We start from the raw sequence: 17,117 nt of genomic DNA on the forward strand, positions 1-17,117 counted from the left end.
TTGAGCCTGCCGCGTGCCGAGCCGGAACTGAAGGACCGTCCCGCTCCCGCTTGTTACCCTCCGGGTAATACCGTGGCCATTCGGAGCTCCGAACCACTGGCCCTGCTACCGAGACCGATGGCGAGCGACACCGAGCCGACACCGACGGCACCGACCGGGGGCAACGCCCGAGGACGCCCCGCCCGGACATGCACAGACACCCGACGATTCCCAGCACCTACCAGGCACCTACCGACCACACCTGCCGACACCCCACAACTCCCGACGACGACCCCACCGAACGGAGGGCCCGACCATGGAAGCCCGCCCGCTGCGCTACTTCGTCGCCGTCGCCGAGGAGCTCAACTTCGCCCGCGCCGCCGAGCGACTGGGCATCTCCGCGCCGCCGTTGTCCCGCGCGATCCGCCGCCTGGAGGCCGACCTGGGCGTCACCCTGTTCGAGCGAACCACCCATACCGTGGCGTTGACCTCGGCCGGTACCGTGCTCCTCGCCGAAGCCCGGATCGCCCTGGATGCCCTGCAGGCCGCCGGACGCCGGGCCCAGCGCGCCGCCGACCCGGAGCGGAAACTGGTCCTGGCCGTCAAGGCCGACGGTGACGCGGGACTGCTCGAACCGATCCTGGACCGCTACGCCGGCGAACCCGGCGCCGTACCGGTCGCCATCCGGCTGTGCGGATGGCACGAACAACCGCGTCTCCTGCGCTGTGGCGAGGCCGATGTGGCCCTGGTCCACGAGCCGTTCGACCACACCGGCCTGGACGCCGAGACGCTGACCGCCGAACCGCGCGTGGTCGCCCTCGCCACCGCCCATCCGCTGGCCGACCGCAACCACCTCACGCTCGCCGACCTCGGCCTGCACGCCGGCGAGCTGTACCGCTTCCTCGACGAGATCCGCCAGGAGACCCGCGACCTCGCCCAACTCCTCACCCTGGTCGGCCTGGGCCGCGTCACTCCCCTGCTGCCCGCCTCCGTCGCCGCCCGTTATCCGCGCCCCGGCGTCGTCTACCGTCCGGTCTCCGACGCCCCACCCTCGGTCCTCGCCATCGCCTGGCCCCAACAATCCCGCTCCACGGCGACCGCAGCCCTCATCCGCACCGCCGCCACCACAGCGGCCACCGCCCCAGACCACCAAGCGGTCCGGACTCGCGACTTGTAGCCAACGCGGCGCCGGATACGGACGGTTGCGAGATCCTCGACCAGCGCATGCGAGCCGGAGCCGTGCTCAACCGCGGCCCAAGGGAACCCGACCCCAAGGGAGCGCTGTCGATGGAGAACCGAAGGTGCAGCCGGCGTCACTGCTTTCGGAGGATGGGAGTCAGGTTCTTCATCCAGGCGTCCCGTACCTGCGCCCACTCGTTCGCGCATCCCGTGACACGCGGTGGGGGAAGAAGGCGCTCACTCGCCGGATCACGTTCCCGACCGGGCGCGGAACCGTGGAGATAACACAGGTGATTCGCAGCGCGTACGAGGTCCGGGGAGTGTTCGTCCCTGCGATCGTTGTCGCCGGCGGTGTCGTCGTCTTCGGCCGCAGAAAGTTCGTACTCCTGGACGGCCATCCGCAACTGCCTTTCCCCGTCCGCACCTTGACGGAGAAGCAGCAGTGCCGCGAACTGATCCGCGGCGTCTTCCTCGGCCCGCTCGGTGAGGGAGAGGTGCAACGTATCGATGATGTGGTGGGCGGCCTCGTGGTAGATGGTTTCCACCAACACGGCGACGACTTCGTCGTCCGCCGGACGGTGCCCCGCGCGCTCGAAGAGTTCGCGTTCCTCCCCGATCTGGTCGTAGCAGATCACGATGCGCTTCGCTTCCGGGTCGTACTCGGAGCCTTCTCCCCCGCACGAACGGGCGACGACGAACGCCTGGTGATCCAAGCCGACGAAGGCGTTCAGGCGATCCGAGGCGGCTTCCATCACCTTCCGGTCGTGCAGAAAAGCGGCATGGCCGCGATCCGCCTCGGAGGGCTGCTCGAAGCGGACCACGAAGCCGCGCTGCTCCGGCGATCGACTGACATCCCGGTCGGTGTCTTCGATGCCGTCGATCCCATCGTCCGACGCGGTGCAACCGGCGAGCAGCACGACCGCGAGCAGCCCCGCCCAAAACCCGCTTCGCCCGTGCCCACGATCGCGCCGCATCGAAATCCGCATGTGCAAGACCCTCCCGAGGATTGCGCCAACCTCCGAGCACCCGACGCGATACGCACCCACAACACCGAGGCCGACCCACTCCCGAGACCGGCCGGCCCCCACGGCAGCCACAACAACCGCCTTCGCCCGTTCGCAACGGTCTCACTTCGGGTGCCGACGCCGACCTCGATACAAGATTGCCGGCGGAGCCATGGCGTCGGTCCTGTGGAGCAGGGTGGTCCCCCGCTTGGGGGATCGGCGGGGGCGGAACGGCTGATGTGATCGACCGGCGGGCGGGCTGAGCATGGGGCGTCTCGTTTCCGCTCCCCGACCCGGAGGTCGCCGTGGCCGTCCCCGCACCGGTACGCACGGATCGGCGCACGAAGTCGCCGCCGACATCGGCCCGTTCCGGGTGGCCGCGGCGCTGGCCCGGCTGGGCGCCCACCGCGGCGGCGACGGGGAGCGTGGTGTTCGCCGCCGTACAGGCGACGTGGGCCGTGACCGCGACCACGGTGCCGTGGACGCGGCACACCGCGTATGCGCCGCTCGCCCAGTGGCTTCTGGCCGGCCTGGCCGTCGCCGCGGGCGCCGCTGCCCTGGGCACCCGGCGGCCCCTGCGGCGGCGGGGCCGGTGGGTGGTGGGCGGTGTGCTGGTCGTGGCGACGCCGGTGCTCGCGGTGGGCATGGTCGGCCTGCCCGCGTACTTCGTCACCCTGGTGTCGGGCTCGGGCCTGGAGAGCGCCACCGGCCTGGCCCACGAGTTGCTCGGCGCGGCCCTGACCGCCCTCCTGGTGTTGGTGGGTGTGGCCCATCTGCGCCGGCCGGCCGGCACTTGTCCGCGCTGCGGGCTGCGGCACTCCGGCGGGTACGACGTCGCGCTCGTGCATCCTCGTGCCTCGGTCGCCGCCCGGCGCACCAGGAGGCGGGCCCACCTGCTGATGTGCGGGTTGTTGCCGTGGGCCGCGACCAAGACCGTCTGGACGTCGGGCGGCGACGCGTTCGGTATCACGGCCGAGAAGTGGAAGCAGTCCAATTCCGGCGGATCGGCGGCGGTGGACGCACTCGCGGCGGTGGGCATCGATACGACCGTGTTGGCGGCGGGAGCCGGCGTGTTCCTGCTGATCGGCCTGATGCACCCCTGGGGCCAGGTGTTTCCGGGCTGGACGCCGTTCCTGCGCGGGCGTCGAGTGCCGCGACTGCTGCCGTTGGCCCCTGCCTGGTCGGTCGGCTTCGCCCTGTCGGTGTACGGGGTCCTCCTCGCGTTCTACGCCCCGCTTGCCGCGCTGGATGTCGTGTCTGCCCCCGAACCCGACGCGGACCTCGGCGCAACCCCGTCCGGCACCCTGTGGTTGGTCGCCTTCGGCGGTCTGGCCTTCGGCGGCCTGGGCCTGGGCCTCCTGACCGCCGCCCGCTCCTACGCCGCCCGGAGCCGTCCCGTCTGTGCCACCGCGAAAGCCCCGGCGTGAGTCAAGTGCCGGATGAACCAAGCCCGATCCCGTCCGCGCCACCACGAAGCTCCGCCGTGAATCACGTCCGGTCCGCGCCCGATCGGGCCCGGACCGCGCTCGGACCACGACCAAGGTGAGCCACACCCGGTGAGCGTGAACCAGCTCAGCAGCCGCCGTCCGCCCCATCCGTCCCCCGGCCGGCGTCCACCCCCCGGCTGACGTACACCGCCACCTCCTCGGCGGGCGACTCGTCCCCGGTGAAGCGCGTCACCGCGGGATCGGCCCACCTCGCGAATGCCGCCGGGGCGTCGGCTTCCTCGAACTACCTTGCGTACAACCGGGAACTTCGAAAGACCACGGGCCCTCGGGGGATGCCCTCACCGCGACCATGGGGGCACTGTATGTAGTGCCGCGCCGGGAGTGTACGCGGAGACCTTCCTCGCCCCGGACGCCGCCCGCTGTCCCCACCGGTGGCCCTGCCCGCGCGTCGAGCCCGGGCCGTCCGGGCCGCCGGCATGGCTCGAACTCGCGGCCCTCGCCCGGCGGTTGGGTGTCGGACACACTGCCGGCGGTTCATCCGAGGGTGGGGGCGGGCATGTACGGGCCGCGGCGTCGACCGGCTATCGCCCGATCGAGCCGGCCGTCTCCTCCTCGGGCAGCGCAGCGGCGGCCGTCAGTGCGCGCGGCTTGGGTGCCGTGCCGCAGAAGGCCGACTCCAGGGTGTCGCCCAAAACCGTGTTCACGGCGCCGTTGTTGGTGGCGTTGGCCACCGAGGTGACGCTGCGTCGGCCGTCGCGGGTGGTGAACGCATAGGTGTAGTAGCCCTGCACGGTACCGGTGTGCCCATACACCGAGATGCCACAGGCGAGGTCCCGTCGGCGCAGCCCCAGCCCGTAGAAGCGGGTGCCCGACGCATCGCTGGGGGTCATTTGGAGCATCTGGTCCAGGAGGTCGGCACGCAGCAGTCGACCGCCGAGCAGCGCGGAGACGAACCGGTCGAGGTCGCCCGGGCTGGAGATCATCGCGCCGGCCGACTGGGCCCAGGAGACCGTCTGTTCGGTCGAGTCGATCAGCGGCGCTCCGGCCTCGTCCGGGGTGAGGTAGCCGCGGATCTCCTTCCCGGGGATGGTGGTCGCCGGGTGCACGTATGCGGTGTCCCGCAGGTGCAGGGGGCGGATGATGCGTCGCTCGTACTCCTCCTGCACCGACCGTCCGGTCACCCTTTCGATCAGGGCGCCGACGACGACGAAGTTGGTGTTGGAGTACTGGTAGGTGGTCCCGGGCTCCGCCGTGGCGGGGTGCGCGGTGGAGAGGTCGATCAGCTCACGGAAGGTGAAGACCTTGTTGCGTACCGCCTCGAACCCCGGGATGGTCCGGGCGAACATCTCGTTCGAGTAGTCCCACAGCCCGCTCGTGTGCGTCAGGAGCCGGCGCACGGTGATCCGGGTGTCGGGCAGGACGCCCGGCAGGTATCGATCGACGGGCGCGTCCAGATCGACGGCGCCCGAGCCGACCAGTTGCATGAGCACCACGGTGGAGAAGGTCTTGGTCACGCTGCCGATGCGGAAGCGGGCGTTCGTGTCCATGCCCGCGCCGGTGGAGGTGTCGCTCACGCCGGCCGTCTCGCGGTGGACGGTGCGTCCGTCGTCGATCCGAGTCATCGCCCCCGGGGCGCCGGCCGCGAGCGTCCGGGTCAGGGCATCGCGCAGTCCCGCCAGGTTCGGTGCGGGCAGCGTCGTCGCGCTCCCCGACCGGGCGGATGTGGCGGCCTCCGTCCCCGAGACCTCGGCCGCGGTCGCGGGTCCGGCGGTGACAACCAGGCTCAGCAAGGCTGTTGCCGCGGCGGCACGTGTCAACGGAATGCGTCGCAAGGCATTACTCCCATGTTCTCCGGACGTCCACGGCCGGTAATTCGATGCGCCCATCGAGCGCGCACGGCCCTGCCGAGGCAGCACAGGGCGCGCGGGCCCGGTCGGGTGGGCTCGCGAAATCCCGTCGATCCGACGGTAGTCGATCACGAAGCGACGACCGGCCACACGACGCGCCGATCCCGGCCGAACCCGCCACCACTTCGGCCCGGAGCCCGGAGCCCGGCGCGCCGGTCGCCGACCCGTACTCCTACCCGCCGAATCGGCCGCGGGCCTCGATCGGGATGAGGGGCTTGTCGGCGCGCACCTTCAACTCCTGCACCGCCCAGGTGTTCCCGTCCGGATCGCTGAACCCGAAGAACTTGCTGCCGTCCTGGTCCCCGAACGACACGATCTCGCTCACCTCGACACCGCGGCCCGCGAGTTCCGCGTGCGCCGCGGCGGCGTCGGCGACACACAGTTGCAGGCCCTTCATCGACCCCGGTTCCATGGCCTGCTGCGCGGGCAGGTCACCGAAGACGATCGAACAGCCGGAGCCGCGCGGGGTCAATTGCACGACGTGCATGTGCTCGTTGTGCGTGTCGTGGTCGAGGTCGAAGCCCACCTTGTCGCGATAGAAGATCACCGAACGGTCGATGTCGCCGACCGGCAGAACCACCACTTCCAGCGTCCAGTCCATGTCCGTACCTTCGTTCGTGATCGCGGCCGGGTCGTTGCGCGATCACCGGCGGGGGGCCAACGTAACCGACGCGTGCGCGGTTCCGGGCCCGGCCGGGCGATCTACGGACGCCCGGGCGGGTGGTCACGGTGTTCGGGATCGTGCGCGGCGCGCGCCGCCGGGCCGATCCCGGCCGCCGGCGTCCGTACGGCGATTCGGCGCCTGCGTCATGTCCAGCGTGACGGCACGTCAGTACCTTGTAGCCGCCACCGGTCGGCCGTACCTTGCCGGGCATGGACATGGAATTGCGCCATCTGCGCACCATTCGGGCGATCGCGGATGCGGGCAGCCTGACCCGCGCCTCCGCCGTTCTGGGCTTGGCCCAGCCCGCGCTCAGTACCCAACTCAAACGCATCGAAAAGGCTTTGGGCGGCGCCCTGTTCGAGCGTGGCCGCGAGGGTGTCACCTTGACTCCGCTGGGCGAACTGGTCCTGGATCGGGCCCGGGTGCTGCTGCCCGCGGCCCGGGAACTCCAGGAGGAGGCCGTCCGGTTCGCCAATCGGGGCGAGGTGGCACCCAAGTTCCGCCTCGGGGGCACCCACGGGCCGCTGCTGGGGGGCCTGGTCGACCGCCTCGCCGAGGAACACAGCGCCGATGCGGTCACGACGCACATGTCGTGGTCCAACCGGGAGTTGGCCGCCATGGTGGCGACCGGACGGCTGGACTTCGTCCTCGTGGGCGCGTGCGGCGAGAGTCGCCCGGCACACGACGCTGGTCTCGCCTGGCGCGAGGTGGGCACCGACCCGGTCTTCCTGATGCTGGCGCACGATCACGCGCTCGCCGGCGAGCCGGAAGTGGACCTGGCGGCGCTGGCCGGCGAGACCTGGGCGGTGGTCCCCGGCGAAGGCTGCTTCGGCGACTGCTTCTCCACCGCGTGCGCCCGGGCGGGCTTCGCGCCGAAGGCGATCTACGAGACGGACGTGGCCTCGTGCGTGTACCTCGCCCAGGTCGGCCGGGCCGTCGGACTGTGTCGGGCGACGATGCCGCCGACGCCGGGCATCGCCCGGATACCGCTGGCCGGCGTACCGCTGTCGTGGCGACACCTGATCGGCTGGCATCCGCACGCACCCGCCGCGCGCACGGCGGCCCTGGTGACCGCCCAGGCCCGCGCCGCCCACGCGGCGGCGGTTCGGGACGCGCCGCGCTACCCGGACTGGCTCGCCCGTCACGACGGCTACGGAACGGCGAACTGACGCCGTGTCACCCGCCCCCTCGACTGTCCCCGCACGAGCACCTGACACGGCGTCAATCCACCTCTCCACCAGGGCATTCGGCATCTCACCGGGCTCAGGTACGCCCACCGCACCGAGCCACCGGACGCCGGGCCATAACACCACGACAGGGGGTTGTTGACAGGTACCTCGCCCGACCGCTCGAAGATACGTTTCTGTCGTCCCCACCGACAGGAGTCCCCCCATGCGCCTCAAGCGCGTCGCGGCCGCGTCCTGTGCCGCCCTGCTCACTGTCCTGACCCTCGGAGGCACCGCCTCCGCCACCGGAGCCGACCCCACTCCCCCGCCCACCGACGACGCCCTCGTCGTTCCCGTCGATCCCGCCCCCGCCGCCCCCGAGGGCATCGTCGAAGCACTCCAACGCGATCTCGGCCTCACCGCCGACGCGGCCAAGGCCCGCCTGGCCAACGAGTATCGGGCCGGGATCCAGGAGCCGTTACTGCGCCAACGCCTGGGCGCGCACTGGGCCGGCGCCTGGCTGAGCGGTGACACCGCCGAGTTCGTGATCGCCACCACCGACCGGCGCGACGTCCGGGCCATCGAGGCGAACGGCGCGACCGCCCGCGTGGTCCCGCACTCGCTCGCCGACCTCGATCGGATCCGCGAGGCGCTCGACCGCTCTGCGCTGCGTCGGAGTCCGGTCGACACGCCGCTGTGGTACGTCGACGTCGCCTCCAACAAGGTCGTACTCCAGTCCCACGACACGGCCCGTACCCGCGCGTTCGTCGTGGCCGCCGGAGTCGACGCGGCCGGTGTCGAGATCGTGCCCTCCACCGTGCAGCCGCGCGCACTGGCCGACCTGCGCGGCGGCGACGCCTACAACATCAACGGCAACACCCGCTGCTCGATCGGGTTCCCGATCACCCGCGGCACCCAGGGCGGCTTCGTCACGGCCGGCCACTGTGGCCGGGTCGGTGCCACGACCACCGGAAACGGCGCGGCGCAGGGCACGTTCCAGGGATCGTCCTTCCCCGGCAACGACTACGCGTGGGTCGCCACCAACGCCAACTGGACCCCGCAGCCGCTGGTCAACCGCTACCCGGGCACGGTACCGGTCGCCGGATCCACCCAGGCCCCGGCAGGCTCCTCCATCTGCCGCTCCGGCTCCACGACCGGCTGGCACTGCGGCACGATCCAGCAGCACAACACGTCCGTGACCTACCCCCAGGGAACCGTCACCGGCGTCACCCGCACCACCGTGTGCGCCGAACCGGGCGACTCGGGCGGCTCGTTCATCTCCGGGAGCCAGGCCCAGGGGGTCACCTCGGGCGGGTCCGGGAACTGCTCCTCCGGCGGCGAGACCTACCACCAGCCGGTCAACGAGATCCTGCAGACCTACGGTCTGACCCTGGCCACCGGCGGCGGCAATCCGCCCACCGGATGCGCGGGGGCACAGAACACCTACTCCGGCACGCTCGCATCGGGCGCGCAGGCCGTGCAGCCCAACAACTCGTACTACGAGACCACAGCTTCCGGCACGCACACCGGCTGCCTGACCGGCCCGGCCGGCGCGGACTTCGACCTCACCCTGCAGAAGTGGAACGGCTCCACCTGGACCGACGTGGCCGAAGGCACGACCCCGGAGCCGGACGAGACGATCTCCTACAACGGAACCGCCGGCCGCTACCGCTACATCGTGCTCGCCTACAGCGGCTCCGGCAGCTACACCCTGGGCGTGAGCAAGCCCTGACCACCACCGCGCCCGGCCCCTGAACGCCGGGGCCTCGACCGGCCGAGCAGGTGAACGGCCGACAGCGCACCGCCGCACGGGTACAGGCGTCGTCCCGGACGCCTGTACCCGTCGTCGCATACGACAGGCGGGGGCGAGCCGTGCGCGGGCTCCGGGACCGCCGATCCGCGAGGCGGGCTGTTCGCCGGAGCGCAGGGCCGGCCCCGGACGGTGCTCGCGTCGGCGGCCGTCGTGCGCTGCCGGGTCACGTCGTGCCCGCGAGCCGGCAAGCCGCGGCGAGGTAGCGGGTGGTCACGCGGCGCTGGACCGCGCGGGCGGCGGGGCCGCCCAGGTACGACCACCACGTGCCGGGTCGGCTGAAGGCTCGGATGGTGAACCACACGACGCCGTCGGCGTCCCGCTCGACCACGAACGCCTCCTCCCCCGACTCCGGATGCCCGGGCAGCGTGCCGTACGCGAAGCCGACCCGGTCCGGTTCGTCGAGCACGCCGACCACCCGACACGGCGCCGCGAAGCGGACCGGGCCCAGCCGCAGCGTCGAGGTCACCTCCGCCCCCACCGCAACGCGCACCGCATCGGTCCGTACCACGAGCCCCGCCCCGCGCGACACCTCCCAGCCCAGAACCCCGTCCGCAACGCGCCGAAACACGTCCGCACCCTCGCCGACCCGCACCCGCCGCTCGACGTGGTGGTACCCGACCGGCATCGCCACTCCATCCCGCAACGTCACCCCAACCTCGGGGTAGGTCAAAGCTCCCGGCATACGCGCCATTCTCCACCCACTCACCCGCACCGAACGCCACCCGAATCCTCACCGCCGAACGGGCCGGGTCCGTTCACCCGTTGCCGCGGGCCGCGCGCCACCGGCAACGACCGGTGCCGGGCGGCTCGGTCCGGGTCAGCCCGTCCAGCCTCGGAAGGCGTGGGTCAGGTCGGCGTCGGGCTCGCCCAACATCGTGTAGGTGGTGTCGGCTTGGCCGTTGTCGGGGTGCAGCGCGAAGACGTCCGCGCGGTGGTCGCCGTGACGTCGCCCGCCGCGAATCCGGCGTTCGCGAAGCCCGCGCCGCCCGGGACGGAGTGGGTCCGCCGCGCAGCGGTGAACCGGCCGTCGGCACCCGGGGTGAAGGTGTGCAGGGGCCGAAGCCGACACGTGCCGACTTGCCGGGTGGCGGATGCGTCAGTTGCCGGGGTGGGCAATGTCCGGGTTCGTGGCGGGGGTTCGGGTCGCGGTGACGGTCATGGTCGTGTATCGCATCGTGAAGCTGCCGCCGAGCGTGTCGAGGGCTGCTCCGATGCCCTCCGACACCTGCGCCATCGTGGCCGGCGGGAGTCGGGTGAAGGCGCCCAGGGTGGGCATCTGGTCCAGCCATACGTCTCGGGAGTAGGACCACTCCCAGTCGTATCGCCACTGCTCCGGTTCGCCGAATCCGCCGACCTCGCGGATGCCGTCGGCCGCCCGGGCGGACATCGCCCGATAGGCGTGCAGGGGTTCCTTGGTCATCGCCTCGATGTCGAACGGCGCGTCGGGCAACACCCGCCGGCAGACGTCGACGATGGCATCCGCCACGTCGGGCGGAAACCCGAACACGTTCCAGAACAGCGCCAACACGCCTCCCGGGCGCAGCACCCCGGCTGCCTTGGCCGCGCCCGCGACCGGGTCGATCCAGTGCCATGCCTGGCCGGCGACGACCGCGTCGAACTCCCGGCCGTTCGGGTCCCACTCCTCGAAGGCGGCCTCCTCGACCTCGCCGCCGAGCCCCCGGGCCAACTCGGCCATCCGCGGGTCGGGTTCGACGCCGAGCACCCGGCAGCCGCGTGCCCGGAACTGTCTGGCGGCGATGCCGGTGCCGCAGCCGACGTCGAGCACGTCCGGGCCGGGCGCGGCTGCGGCAATCCGCCGCACCATGGCGTCCGGATAGCGGGGTCTGGCCCGGTCGTAGCGTTCGGCATCCGAGCCGAACGACCGTGCGACGGCCCGGTGTTCGGCCGGCTCGGGGGCAGGGAGCGGGGCTCGCCCCGATGGTATGGTGGGCATGTGCCCACTATGAGTGGGCGATCGCCCACCCGTCAACCGGGCGGGCCGCGAGAACCGATCGAAGGAGGGATGCACGGTGCCGACAGGCGTAGCCATCCGCGACGCGCGCGAGCAGCTGTTCGACGCCGCCGAACGTGTCCTGCTACGGGCCGGACCGAGCGCGCTGACCAGCCGGTCGGTGACCACCGAGGCGGGCTGCGCCAAAGGCGTCCTGCACCGGCACTTCGCCGACTTCGACGACTTCCTCGCCGAACTCGTGCGCAACCGCATCACCCGGCTCGATGCCCGGGCCGCCGTCCTGTACGACGCCGCCGGCACCGGCACCGTCGCCGACAATCTCACCGAGGTCCTGCGGGACCTGTTCGGGTCCGTCGCCGTGGCGATCGTCGGCCTGATCACCTCCCGGGACGACCTGCGCGCCCGTCTCCGCCGCACCACCCCCGCAGGCATCCCCATCCTGACCGAAGCCGCCGCCGCAATCGCCGCCTACCTCACCGCCGAACGCGCCCTGGGCCGCATCACGGCCGACGCCGACGTCGAGACCCTCGCTCCCACCCTGATCGGCACCGGCCACATGCTCTTCGCCGACCGCAAGGCCGCCCCACCGGAGGCGGCAACCGTCCACAGGGTCGTCACCGCAGTCGTCGCCGGCGTCGTAACCCGACCGCGCACGCCGAATCGGTGATCGCACGAGCGCATCCCGCAGTGCCGCCGGCCGATCCTTGCGCCACCCGTTCTCGCCTCCTCGAGGCGGCCGGAGCAGCGGCGACGGATCAACCCATCGAGGACTTGACGTGGTCGATCACCTCGGTGAATTCCTTCGTCGGCGAGAAGTCCACGTACTCACAGTCCTCGAGCGCGTCCGGCACGTGACCGGGTGCCCAATAGAACGCCTGGCCGGCCTCGTAGACGTCGGCCCCGTCCTTGGTCCGCATCCGCAGCCGCCCCTTGAGCAGGTAACCCCAGTGGGCACACTGGCACATGTCGTCGGGCAGGCCCTTGAGGCCCGGCCCCATGTCGGTGCCCTGCGGGAGTCGCACGAATGCGACGGACATGCCGCCGCCGACGTCGCGTGTGCGCAGTTCGACGCCGTTGCCCTGGATCGCGACGGGCGTGTCGTCGCGGGTCGTTGCGGTCATGGCTCCTCCATGGGCCGGTCCGGACCGGACCTCGGATCCATGGCATGGGTCCACGGGCCGCCGCGCGGACCGCGGAGATCCGGTGTGGCCCTTCCAGCGTGACACCGGCCGCGGGTGTGTGCAGAACCGCCGACTCCACCCGACCGAGTCCGCCGCCGGCTTCCCGAGCCACATCGGCCCGAATCGCGCCGGGCCCGGATCGAGCGAGGTCGGTCGGGGTTCGCAGACATCGGCTACGTCACGCGCGCACAGCGACATGTACCCGAAGAAATAAGTGCATCGGCGCAGCGCGCCGGGTGCCGGGTGCCGGGCGCCGGATCGGCGTGACCGTGCGTGCCCCGCGGCAGTTGATAGGGAATGAGTCGCAAGAGTCGGGTGCGTGGCGGGCGTGTGGCGGTTCCGGGGCCCATGGTGGAGGCCGAGGTGCCGTCGTTCACGCGGGGCGTGGTGTTCCGCGAGCGGATCGAGGTGGTGGGCGACCGGGTGTTCCCGGCGACGCACAGATTCGACCTCGAAGGCACGCCGCTGGATGTCGATGCCGCCAAGGCGCTGTGGGCGCTGGGCCACGGGCTGATCCCGGCCAGGACCGAACGCGCGATGGCCGCCGTGGTGTTGATGTGCCTGAACGCCCAACCGCTGCTGCTGCCGGGCGAGGAGGAGTCACCGACCGACGTGGACGCCGTACTCGACGTCGCCCGCCGCCTGGTCGCGATCGGCGCCGTCGGCCACGACGACGAGCGTGGCGGCTACCTCGTCCCCCGCTACCACGTCCCGGCAGCCCTCCGCGGCACGACCCACTGAGCGCCCCCGGCCCGACGGCATCCGCAAAGACCTCCGGCGCCGCCGCAGCCCGGTCCGCAGCCGGCTGTACCGACCGCAGCCGCTGCGCCTCGGCCGCTACGCCTTCGTCGCACGCAGGGAGTAGATCAGCGGAACGCGCGGGTGGCCTGCCGGAAAGCGATAGATGCCCTCGTTCCGGTCCAGGACCGGGAAGCGGGCGAAAAGCGAGAAGTCGTGTTCGTGCAGGAACTCCAGGCGCAGGCCGGCTGCGGTCAGGGCGCTGACCACGTCGCCGATGCCGTGTTGCCACTCGAACGTGACGTTCGCGGAGGTCGGCGCGGCCATGTCGGCATAGGTGCCCGGCTCGTCCCACATCTGCGCATCGCGGCGGAAGTAGTCCGACTCGACGGTGCGGCCGTCCTCGGCCAGGACGTCGGCGAACGGATGGAACTCGGCCAGGTAGAGGAAGCCGCCCGGTGCGATCAGCGCTGCCACCGTGCGGGCCCAGCGGTCGACGTCCGGGAGCCAGCACAGCGCGCCCAGTCCGGTGTAGACGATGTCGAAGGTCCGGCCTTCGAGGGTGTCGACGGCGTCGTACAGGTCCGAGGTGACGAATCGGGCCGTATCGACCCCGATCCGCGAGGCGAGGTCGCTTGCGGCGGCCACGGCCGGCGCGGAGAAGTCCAGGCCGGTGACGGTGGCGCCGCGGCGGGCCCACGCCAGGGTGTCCTGGCCGAAGTGGCATTGCAGATGGAGCAGAGTCCGGCCGGCGACGTCGCCCACCTCGGCGACTTCGAAGTCGCGCAGCGATTCCTTGCCGGCGACGAAGCCGTCGATGTCGTAGAACTCGCTTGCCGTGTGGATCGGGACCCGCTCGTCCCAGTTGGCCCGGTTGACCGCGCGCCAGTCCGCCGATGCGGAGATCTCCGTCATGACGGCACGCTAACCGTCCGCCCGACAGCCATCAATCGATATACGGCCGGCCGCTCCCCGCCGCGCGCCGCCCGCCCAGGCTCGGGCCTGAGTGCGGGCCACGCAGCGCCGCGCCGCGGCCCGCACGCGCCGCGCCCCGGGTCATCGCGCCTGCTCGACCCTGTCGGTCTCCTCGGCCGGCTTCGGGATCCCGGCCGCCGTTGTGCCGCTCCCGTCGGAGCCGGCGGGCTTGGAGGTCGGCGCGGCCGGGCGGGAGCCGCGCGAGCGGGTGGCGACGATCAGGGCCACCGACGCGACGATGATCGCGCCGCCGAGGTAGACGTTCAGACCCACCGACTCGCCCGCGATCGCGGCGCCGAGCAGCACCGCGATGACCGGGTTGACGTACGCGTAGGTCGCCACCGTGTCGTTGGGCAGCACACTGTTGACGTACAGGTACGCGCTGAACGCGACGATCGAACCCGCGAAGACGAGCCAGGTCAGGCCCAGCCACGAGGCGGTCGAGATGTCGGCCACGTGCAGCCGGCCGAACTCGCCGCGCAGCGCGGCCAGGACGAGCAGGGCCACGCCCGCGGTGATCATCTCCAGCGAGGCGACCACGAGCGGGTGCCTGGGCAGCGGCGCGGTCCGCGCGTACACCGACCCGGCCGCCCACAACACGCACGCGATCAGCACCATCACCGTGCCGCCCGCATGCACGTCACCGCCCGGACCGCCGACCAGGACGCCGATCCCGACGGTGCCCAGGAGCAAGGCCAGCAGGACCGGGCCCGACACGCGCGTCCTGGTCACCAGCGCGTTGATCAGCACCATCCACACCGGCACCGTGGCCACGATCAGCGCGGCGAAACCCGAGTCGAGGTGTTGTTCGCCCAGGCTCACCAAACCGTTGCCACCGACCAGGAGCAGGCCGCCGATGATCGCCGCCGAGCGCAGGTGCGGCCAGGTCGGTCGCTGCGCGCCGCGCGCGTGCCGGGGGCCGACGACTGCGAACATCAGCAGGCCGGCGGTCAGGAACCTGGCGCCGGCCGCGAGCAGCGGCGGAATCGTCTCGATCGCGTACCGGATGCCCAGATACGTCGAACCCCACAGGATCCAGACGGTCACGAGCGCGACCCACGGCAACAGTCGATCCCTCATTAGAGGAGTCAAGGTGATCCCCATACCTCAGTAAGTTAGGTGGAACTGGCTGCTAGCCTTTTTTAGAGTAGGTCCATCTCATTCGCGGAAACAAGGGGATTCGATGACACGGCCGCTGGACGACATCGACCGGGCACTGCTTCGCGCACTGAGCAACGACGGCCGGCGGACCGTACGCGCGCTCGCCAAGTCGGTGGACCTGTCCGAGCCGGCGGTCCGCGATCGCCTCCAGCGGCTGGAGCGCGACGAGGTGATCACCGGCTACCACGCGGCCTTCGCGCCCGAGGCGGTCGAGGCGGGCACCGCCGCGTTCATCGCGTTGCGCTTCGACGCCGGCAAGGCTGCACGCGACCAGGTGGAGGCGGCGATCCGGCGCGAGCCGGCCGTCCTGGAGGCGCACGAGGTCGCCGGCGAGGACTGCTTCTGGATCAAGGTCCGGGTCGCCTCGACGGCCGACCTGGCCGAAACGCTCGACCGCATCCGGGCGGTCCCGGTGATCCGGGGTACCGGAACCACGATCGTGCTGCGCACGGTGTTCGAACGACCGCTGCTGTCGGCCGACTCCGCCGAGATCGACGCTTCGCCGCCGGAAGCCGACGAGCGCTCGGAGGCGTGACCCGCGGGGTCCGAGGTGCCTGGGGTGTCTGAGTGCCTGGGGTGCTCCGGATGCCTGAGGTGCATGGGCTCTTCAAGGAGCCTGCGGTGCCCGAGGTGTCTGAGATACCCGAGGTACCGGAATGCCGGGAGTACCGGGAGTACCGGGAGTGCCGGAGGCGCCCGGGGTACGACACGGATCCGGTGCGCACGGTGCCCGTCACCGCCCCCGTCGTCGCGCCCGGAAGGCTCCCCGGAGACGCCCCGGAGCCTTCCGGGCGCGGCACGGAGGCGCTCGCGGAGAGACAGTGGAAGGCAGTACCGCAATCGAGGCGGGTTCCCCAGGCTGATCGGGAGCTGTCATGACAACCGGACGACGGCCCGTGGTGGCCGGAGTGGAGAATTCGGCGGCGGGCCTGCTCGCCGTCGGCTGGGCCGCGGACGAGGCCGTACGACACGGGCTGCCGCTGCGGCTCGTGCACGCGTCGGAATGGCCGGCCGCGCCGGCGGGAGCGGAGGCCCCGCAGCGGGCGGCCCGGCACGACGGCCGATTGCACACCGCGCACGCATTCGACTGGACCGCGGTCGACACGTATCACGAGGCCGGGGCCGGGGCGACCGTCCCGCGGCCCAGTTGGGCCGACCGGCGCCGGGTGGCCGACGAGGCGCTGTTGGAGAGGGCGCGGGTCGTGGCGACCACCGGCAGAGCGGGGCTGGAGGTGAGCCTGGCGACGGTCGAGGGCAGCCCGGTGGACGTGTTGCGCGGCGAGGCGCCCGACGCGGCCATGCTCGTACTCGGCTCGCGCCGGTTGTCCGCGCTGGCGGAACTGTTCACCACGGGCAGCATCGCCGTCCCGGTCAGCGCGCATGCGCCGTGTCCGGTGGCGGTGGTGCGCGGACCCGAGCCCGCCGCGGGCGTGCCGCCGACGGTGGTGGTCGGCGTCGACGGCTCGGTCGGCTCCGAGCCGGCCGTCGGCTACGCCTTCCAGACCGCCGCGCTGCGCGGCGCGGCCCTGCGGGCCGTCCAGGTACGCCCGCCGACGCCGGACATGGTCGCCGCGTTCGGCAGCGAGTCCGAGGTGGAGGAGTCGCTGATCCGCCTGAGCGAGACGCTCGCCGGGTGGGGTGAGAAGTACCCGGAGGTACCGGTGGAGCGCGTCACCGTCCTCGGCCACCGGGTCCGCGGACTCGCCGACGCCGCTCAGGACGCCCTGTGCCTGGTGGTCGGCTCCCGAGGAGTGGGCGGCTTCCGCGGCATGCTCCTCGGCTCGGTCACCCATGGTCTGATCCACCACGCGCCGGGGCCGCTGGTGATCGTTCCTCGGCAGGAGGGCACGGGGTGACGGTGCCGATGGCTGCGCACATCGAGGCGCGTACGGTGCGCCGGTGACGCCCCACAGGCGCCCGCAATGGCGTG

At 71.9% G+C, this 17,117-nt stretch carries 16 protein-coding genes; 8 read left to right on the forward strand and 8 right to left on the reverse strand.

Going from position 1 to position 17,117, the window contains the following annotated elements:
* Nucleotides 1–295 precede the first annotated feature (295 nt).
* Nucleotides 296–1,156: a LysR family transcriptional regulator gene (locus ACZOOI_RS33940; RefSeq protein WP_465283394.1), complete on the forward strand. Its 861-nt coding sequence runs from the start codon at nucleotides 296–298 to the stop codon at nucleotides 1,154–1,156.
* Between the two features lie 136 nt (nucleotides 1,157–1,292).
* Here the strand turns inward: ACZOOI_RS33940 and ACZOOI_RS33945 are convergent, their stop codons facing one another.
* On the reverse strand, nucleotides 1,293–2,144 hold the full coding sequence (locus tag ACZOOI_RS33945; RefSeq protein WP_465283395.1) for a DUF4344 domain-containing metallopeptidase: 852 nt from the start codon (nucleotides 2,142–2,144) through the stop codon (nucleotides 1,293–1,295).
* A gap of 323 nt (nucleotides 2,145–2,467) precedes the next feature.
* On the opposite strand from ACZOOI_RS33945, the gene ACZOOI_RS33950 reads away from it, so the two are divergent.
* Complete coding sequence (locus tag ACZOOI_RS33950; RefSeq protein WP_465283396.1) at nucleotides 2,468–3,589, forward strand: hypothetical protein; 1,122 nt, start codon at nucleotides 2,468–2,470, stop codon at nucleotides 3,587–3,589.
* A gap of 602 nt (nucleotides 3,590–4,191) precedes the next feature.
* Here the strand turns inward: ACZOOI_RS33950 and ACZOOI_RS33955 are convergent.
* Together ACZOOI_RS33955 and ACZOOI_RS33960 are read right to left on the reverse strand one after the other, a co-directional pair.
* Nucleotides 4,192–5,391 (reverse strand): serine hydrolase domain-containing protein, encoded by a 1,200-nt coding sequence (locus ACZOOI_RS33955; protein WP_465284096.1) that lies wholly within the window; start codon nucleotides 5,389–5,391, stop codon nucleotides 4,192–4,194.
* Nucleotides 5,392–5,689: 298 nt separating this feature from the next.
* Nucleotides 5,690–6,118, reverse strand: a complete 429-nt coding sequence (locus ACZOOI_RS33960) for a VOC family protein (RefSeq protein ID WP_465283397.1) — start codon at nucleotides 6,116–6,118, stop codon at nucleotides 5,690–5,692.
* A 272-nt stretch (nucleotides 6,119–6,390) separates the two neighbouring features.
* Here ACZOOI_RS33960 and ACZOOI_RS33965 point away from each other — a divergent pair, with 272 nt between their 5' ends.
* Complete coding sequence (locus tag ACZOOI_RS33965) at nucleotides 6,391–7,350, forward strand: LysR family transcriptional regulator (protein ID WP_465283398.1); 960 nt, start codon at nucleotides 6,391–6,393, stop codon at nucleotides 7,348–7,350.
* A gap of 223 nt (nucleotides 7,351–7,573) precedes the next feature.
* On the forward strand, nucleotides 7,574–9,079 hold the full coding sequence (locus ACZOOI_RS33970) for a S1 family peptidase (RefSeq protein ID WP_465283399.1): 1,506 nt from the start codon (nucleotides 7,574–7,576) through the stop codon (nucleotides 9,077–9,079).
* Nucleotides 9,080–9,323: 244 nt separating this feature from the next.
* Here ACZOOI_RS33970 and ACZOOI_RS33975 read toward each other — a convergent pair whose 3' ends face one another.
* Both ACZOOI_RS33975 and ACZOOI_RS33980 read right to left on the reverse strand, forming a co-directional pair.
* A complete protein-coding gene (locus ACZOOI_RS33975) occupies nucleotides 9,324–9,851 on the reverse strand; it encodes a DUF1990 family protein (RefSeq protein WP_465283400.1) in 528 nt (175 codons plus the stop codon).
* 405 nt (nucleotides 9,852–10,256) lie between these two features.
* On the reverse strand, nucleotides 10,257–11,114 hold the full coding sequence (locus ACZOOI_RS33980; protein WP_465283401.1) for a class I SAM-dependent methyltransferase: 858 nt from the start codon (nucleotides 11,112–11,114) through the stop codon (nucleotides 10,257–10,259).
* Between the two features lie 76 nt (nucleotides 11,115–11,190).
* On the opposite strand from ACZOOI_RS33980, the gene ACZOOI_RS33985 reads away from it, so the two are divergent.
* Nucleotides 11,191–11,799 carry a TetR/AcrR family transcriptional regulator gene (locus ACZOOI_RS33985; RefSeq protein ID WP_465283402.1) on the forward strand — a complete coding sequence of 203 codons (609 nt, stop codon included), beginning with the start codon at nucleotides 11,191–11,193 and terminating at the stop codon, nucleotides 11,797–11,799.
* Nucleotides 11,800–11,887: 88 nt separating this feature from the next.
* Here the strand turns inward: ACZOOI_RS33985 and ACZOOI_RS33990 are convergent, their stop codons facing one another.
* Nucleotides 11,888–12,253, reverse strand: coding sequence for a cupin domain-containing protein (locus ACZOOI_RS33990; RefSeq protein ID WP_465283403.1), 366 nt, complete (start codon nucleotides 12,251–12,253; stop codon nucleotides 11,888–11,890).
* 423 nt (nucleotides 12,254–12,676) lie between these two features.
* Between ACZOOI_RS33990 and ACZOOI_RS33995 the strand changes: the two genes are divergently transcribed.
* Nucleotides 12,677–13,054 carry a hypothetical protein gene (locus ACZOOI_RS33995; RefSeq protein ID WP_465283404.1) on the forward strand — a complete coding sequence of 126 codons (378 nt, stop codon included), beginning with the start codon at nucleotides 12,677–12,679 and terminating at the stop codon, nucleotides 13,052–13,054.
* Nucleotides 13,055–13,150: 96 nt separating this feature from the next.
* On the opposite strand, the gene ACZOOI_RS34000 is transcribed toward ACZOOI_RS33995, so the two are convergent.
* Both ACZOOI_RS34000 and ACZOOI_RS34005 read right to left on the reverse strand, forming a co-directional pair.
* A complete protein-coding gene (locus ACZOOI_RS34000; protein WP_465283405.1) occupies nucleotides 13,151–13,966 on the reverse strand; it encodes a class I SAM-dependent methyltransferase in 816 nt (271 codons plus the stop codon).
* A gap of 141 nt (nucleotides 13,967–14,107) precedes the next feature.
* Nucleotides 14,108–15,106: an EamA family transporter gene (locus ACZOOI_RS34005; protein WP_465283406.1), complete on the reverse strand. Its 999-nt coding sequence runs from the start codon at nucleotides 15,104–15,106 to the stop codon at nucleotides 14,108–14,110.
* A 103-nt stretch (nucleotides 15,107–15,209) separates the two neighbouring features.
* On the opposite strand from ACZOOI_RS34005, the gene ACZOOI_RS34010 reads away from it, so the two are divergent.
* Together ACZOOI_RS34010 and ACZOOI_RS34015 are read left to right on the forward strand one after the other, a co-directional pair.
* Entirely contained in the window at nucleotides 15,210–15,722 is a 513-nt protein-coding gene (locus ACZOOI_RS34010; protein WP_465283407.1) for an Lrp/AsnC family transcriptional regulator, read from the forward strand.
* A gap of 340 nt (nucleotides 15,723–16,062) precedes the next feature.
* The gene (locus ACZOOI_RS34015; RefSeq protein ID WP_465283408.1) at nucleotides 16,063–17,043 is read left to right on the forward strand and encodes a universal stress protein; all 981 of its coding nucleotides are present in this window, start codon (nucleotides 16,063–16,065) and stop codon (nucleotides 17,041–17,043) included.
* Nucleotides 17,044–17,117: the final 74 nt, after the last annotated feature.

The organism is Embleya sp. L77, from assembly GCF_055557415.1.

What these genes read in the sequence shown, in the direction of transcription:
- ACZOOI_RS33940 (WP_465283394.1), top strand. Translation starts at nt 296, where the DNA reads ATGGAAGCCCGCCCGCTGCGCTACTTCGTCGCCGTCGCCGAGGAGCTC.
- ACZOOI_RS33945 (WP_465283395.1), bottom strand. Translation starts at nt 2,144, where the DNA reads ATGCGGATTTCGATGCGGCGCGATCGTGGGCACGGGCGAAGCGGGTTT.
- ACZOOI_RS33960 (WP_465283397.1), bottom strand. Translation starts at nt 6,118, where the DNA reads ATGGACTGGACGCTGGAAGTGGTGGTTCTGCCGGTCGGCGACATCGAC.
- ACZOOI_RS33965 (WP_465283398.1), top strand. Translation starts at nt 6,391, where the DNA reads ATGGACATGGAATTGCGCCATCTGCGCACCATTCGGGCGATCGCGGAT.
- ACZOOI_RS33970 (WP_465283399.1), top strand. Translation starts at nt 7,574, where the DNA reads ATGCGCCTCAAGCGCGTCGCGGCCGCGTCCTGTGCCGCCCTGCTCACT.
- ACZOOI_RS33975 (WP_465283400.1), bottom strand. Translation starts at nt 9,851, where the DNA reads ATGGCGCGTATGCCGGGAGCTTTGACCTACCCCGAGGTTGGGGTGACG.
- ACZOOI_RS33980 (WP_465283401.1), bottom strand. Translation starts at nt 11,114, where the DNA reads ATGCCCACCATACCATCGGGGCGAGCCCCGCTCCCTGCCCCCGAGCCG.
- ACZOOI_RS33990 (WP_465283403.1), bottom strand. Translation starts at nt 12,253, where the DNA reads ATGACCGCAACGACCCGCGACGACACGCCCGTCGCGATCCAGGGCAAC.
- ACZOOI_RS34000 (WP_465283405.1), bottom strand. Translation starts at nt 13,966, where the DNA reads ATGACGGAGATCTCCGCATCGGCGGACTGGCGCGCGGTCAACCGGGCC.
- ACZOOI_RS34005 (WP_465283406.1), bottom strand. Translation starts at nt 15,106, where the DNA reads ATGAGGGATCGACTGTTGCCGTGGGTCGCGCTCGTGACCGTCTGGATC.
- ACZOOI_RS34010 (WP_465283407.1), top strand. Translation starts at nt 15,210, where the DNA reads ATGACACGGCCGCTGGACGACATCGACCGGGCACTGCTTCGCGCACTG.
- ACZOOI_RS34015 (WP_465283408.1), top strand. Translation starts at nt 16,063, where the DNA reads ATGACAACCGGACGACGGCCCGTGGTGGCCGGAGTGGAGAATTCGGCG.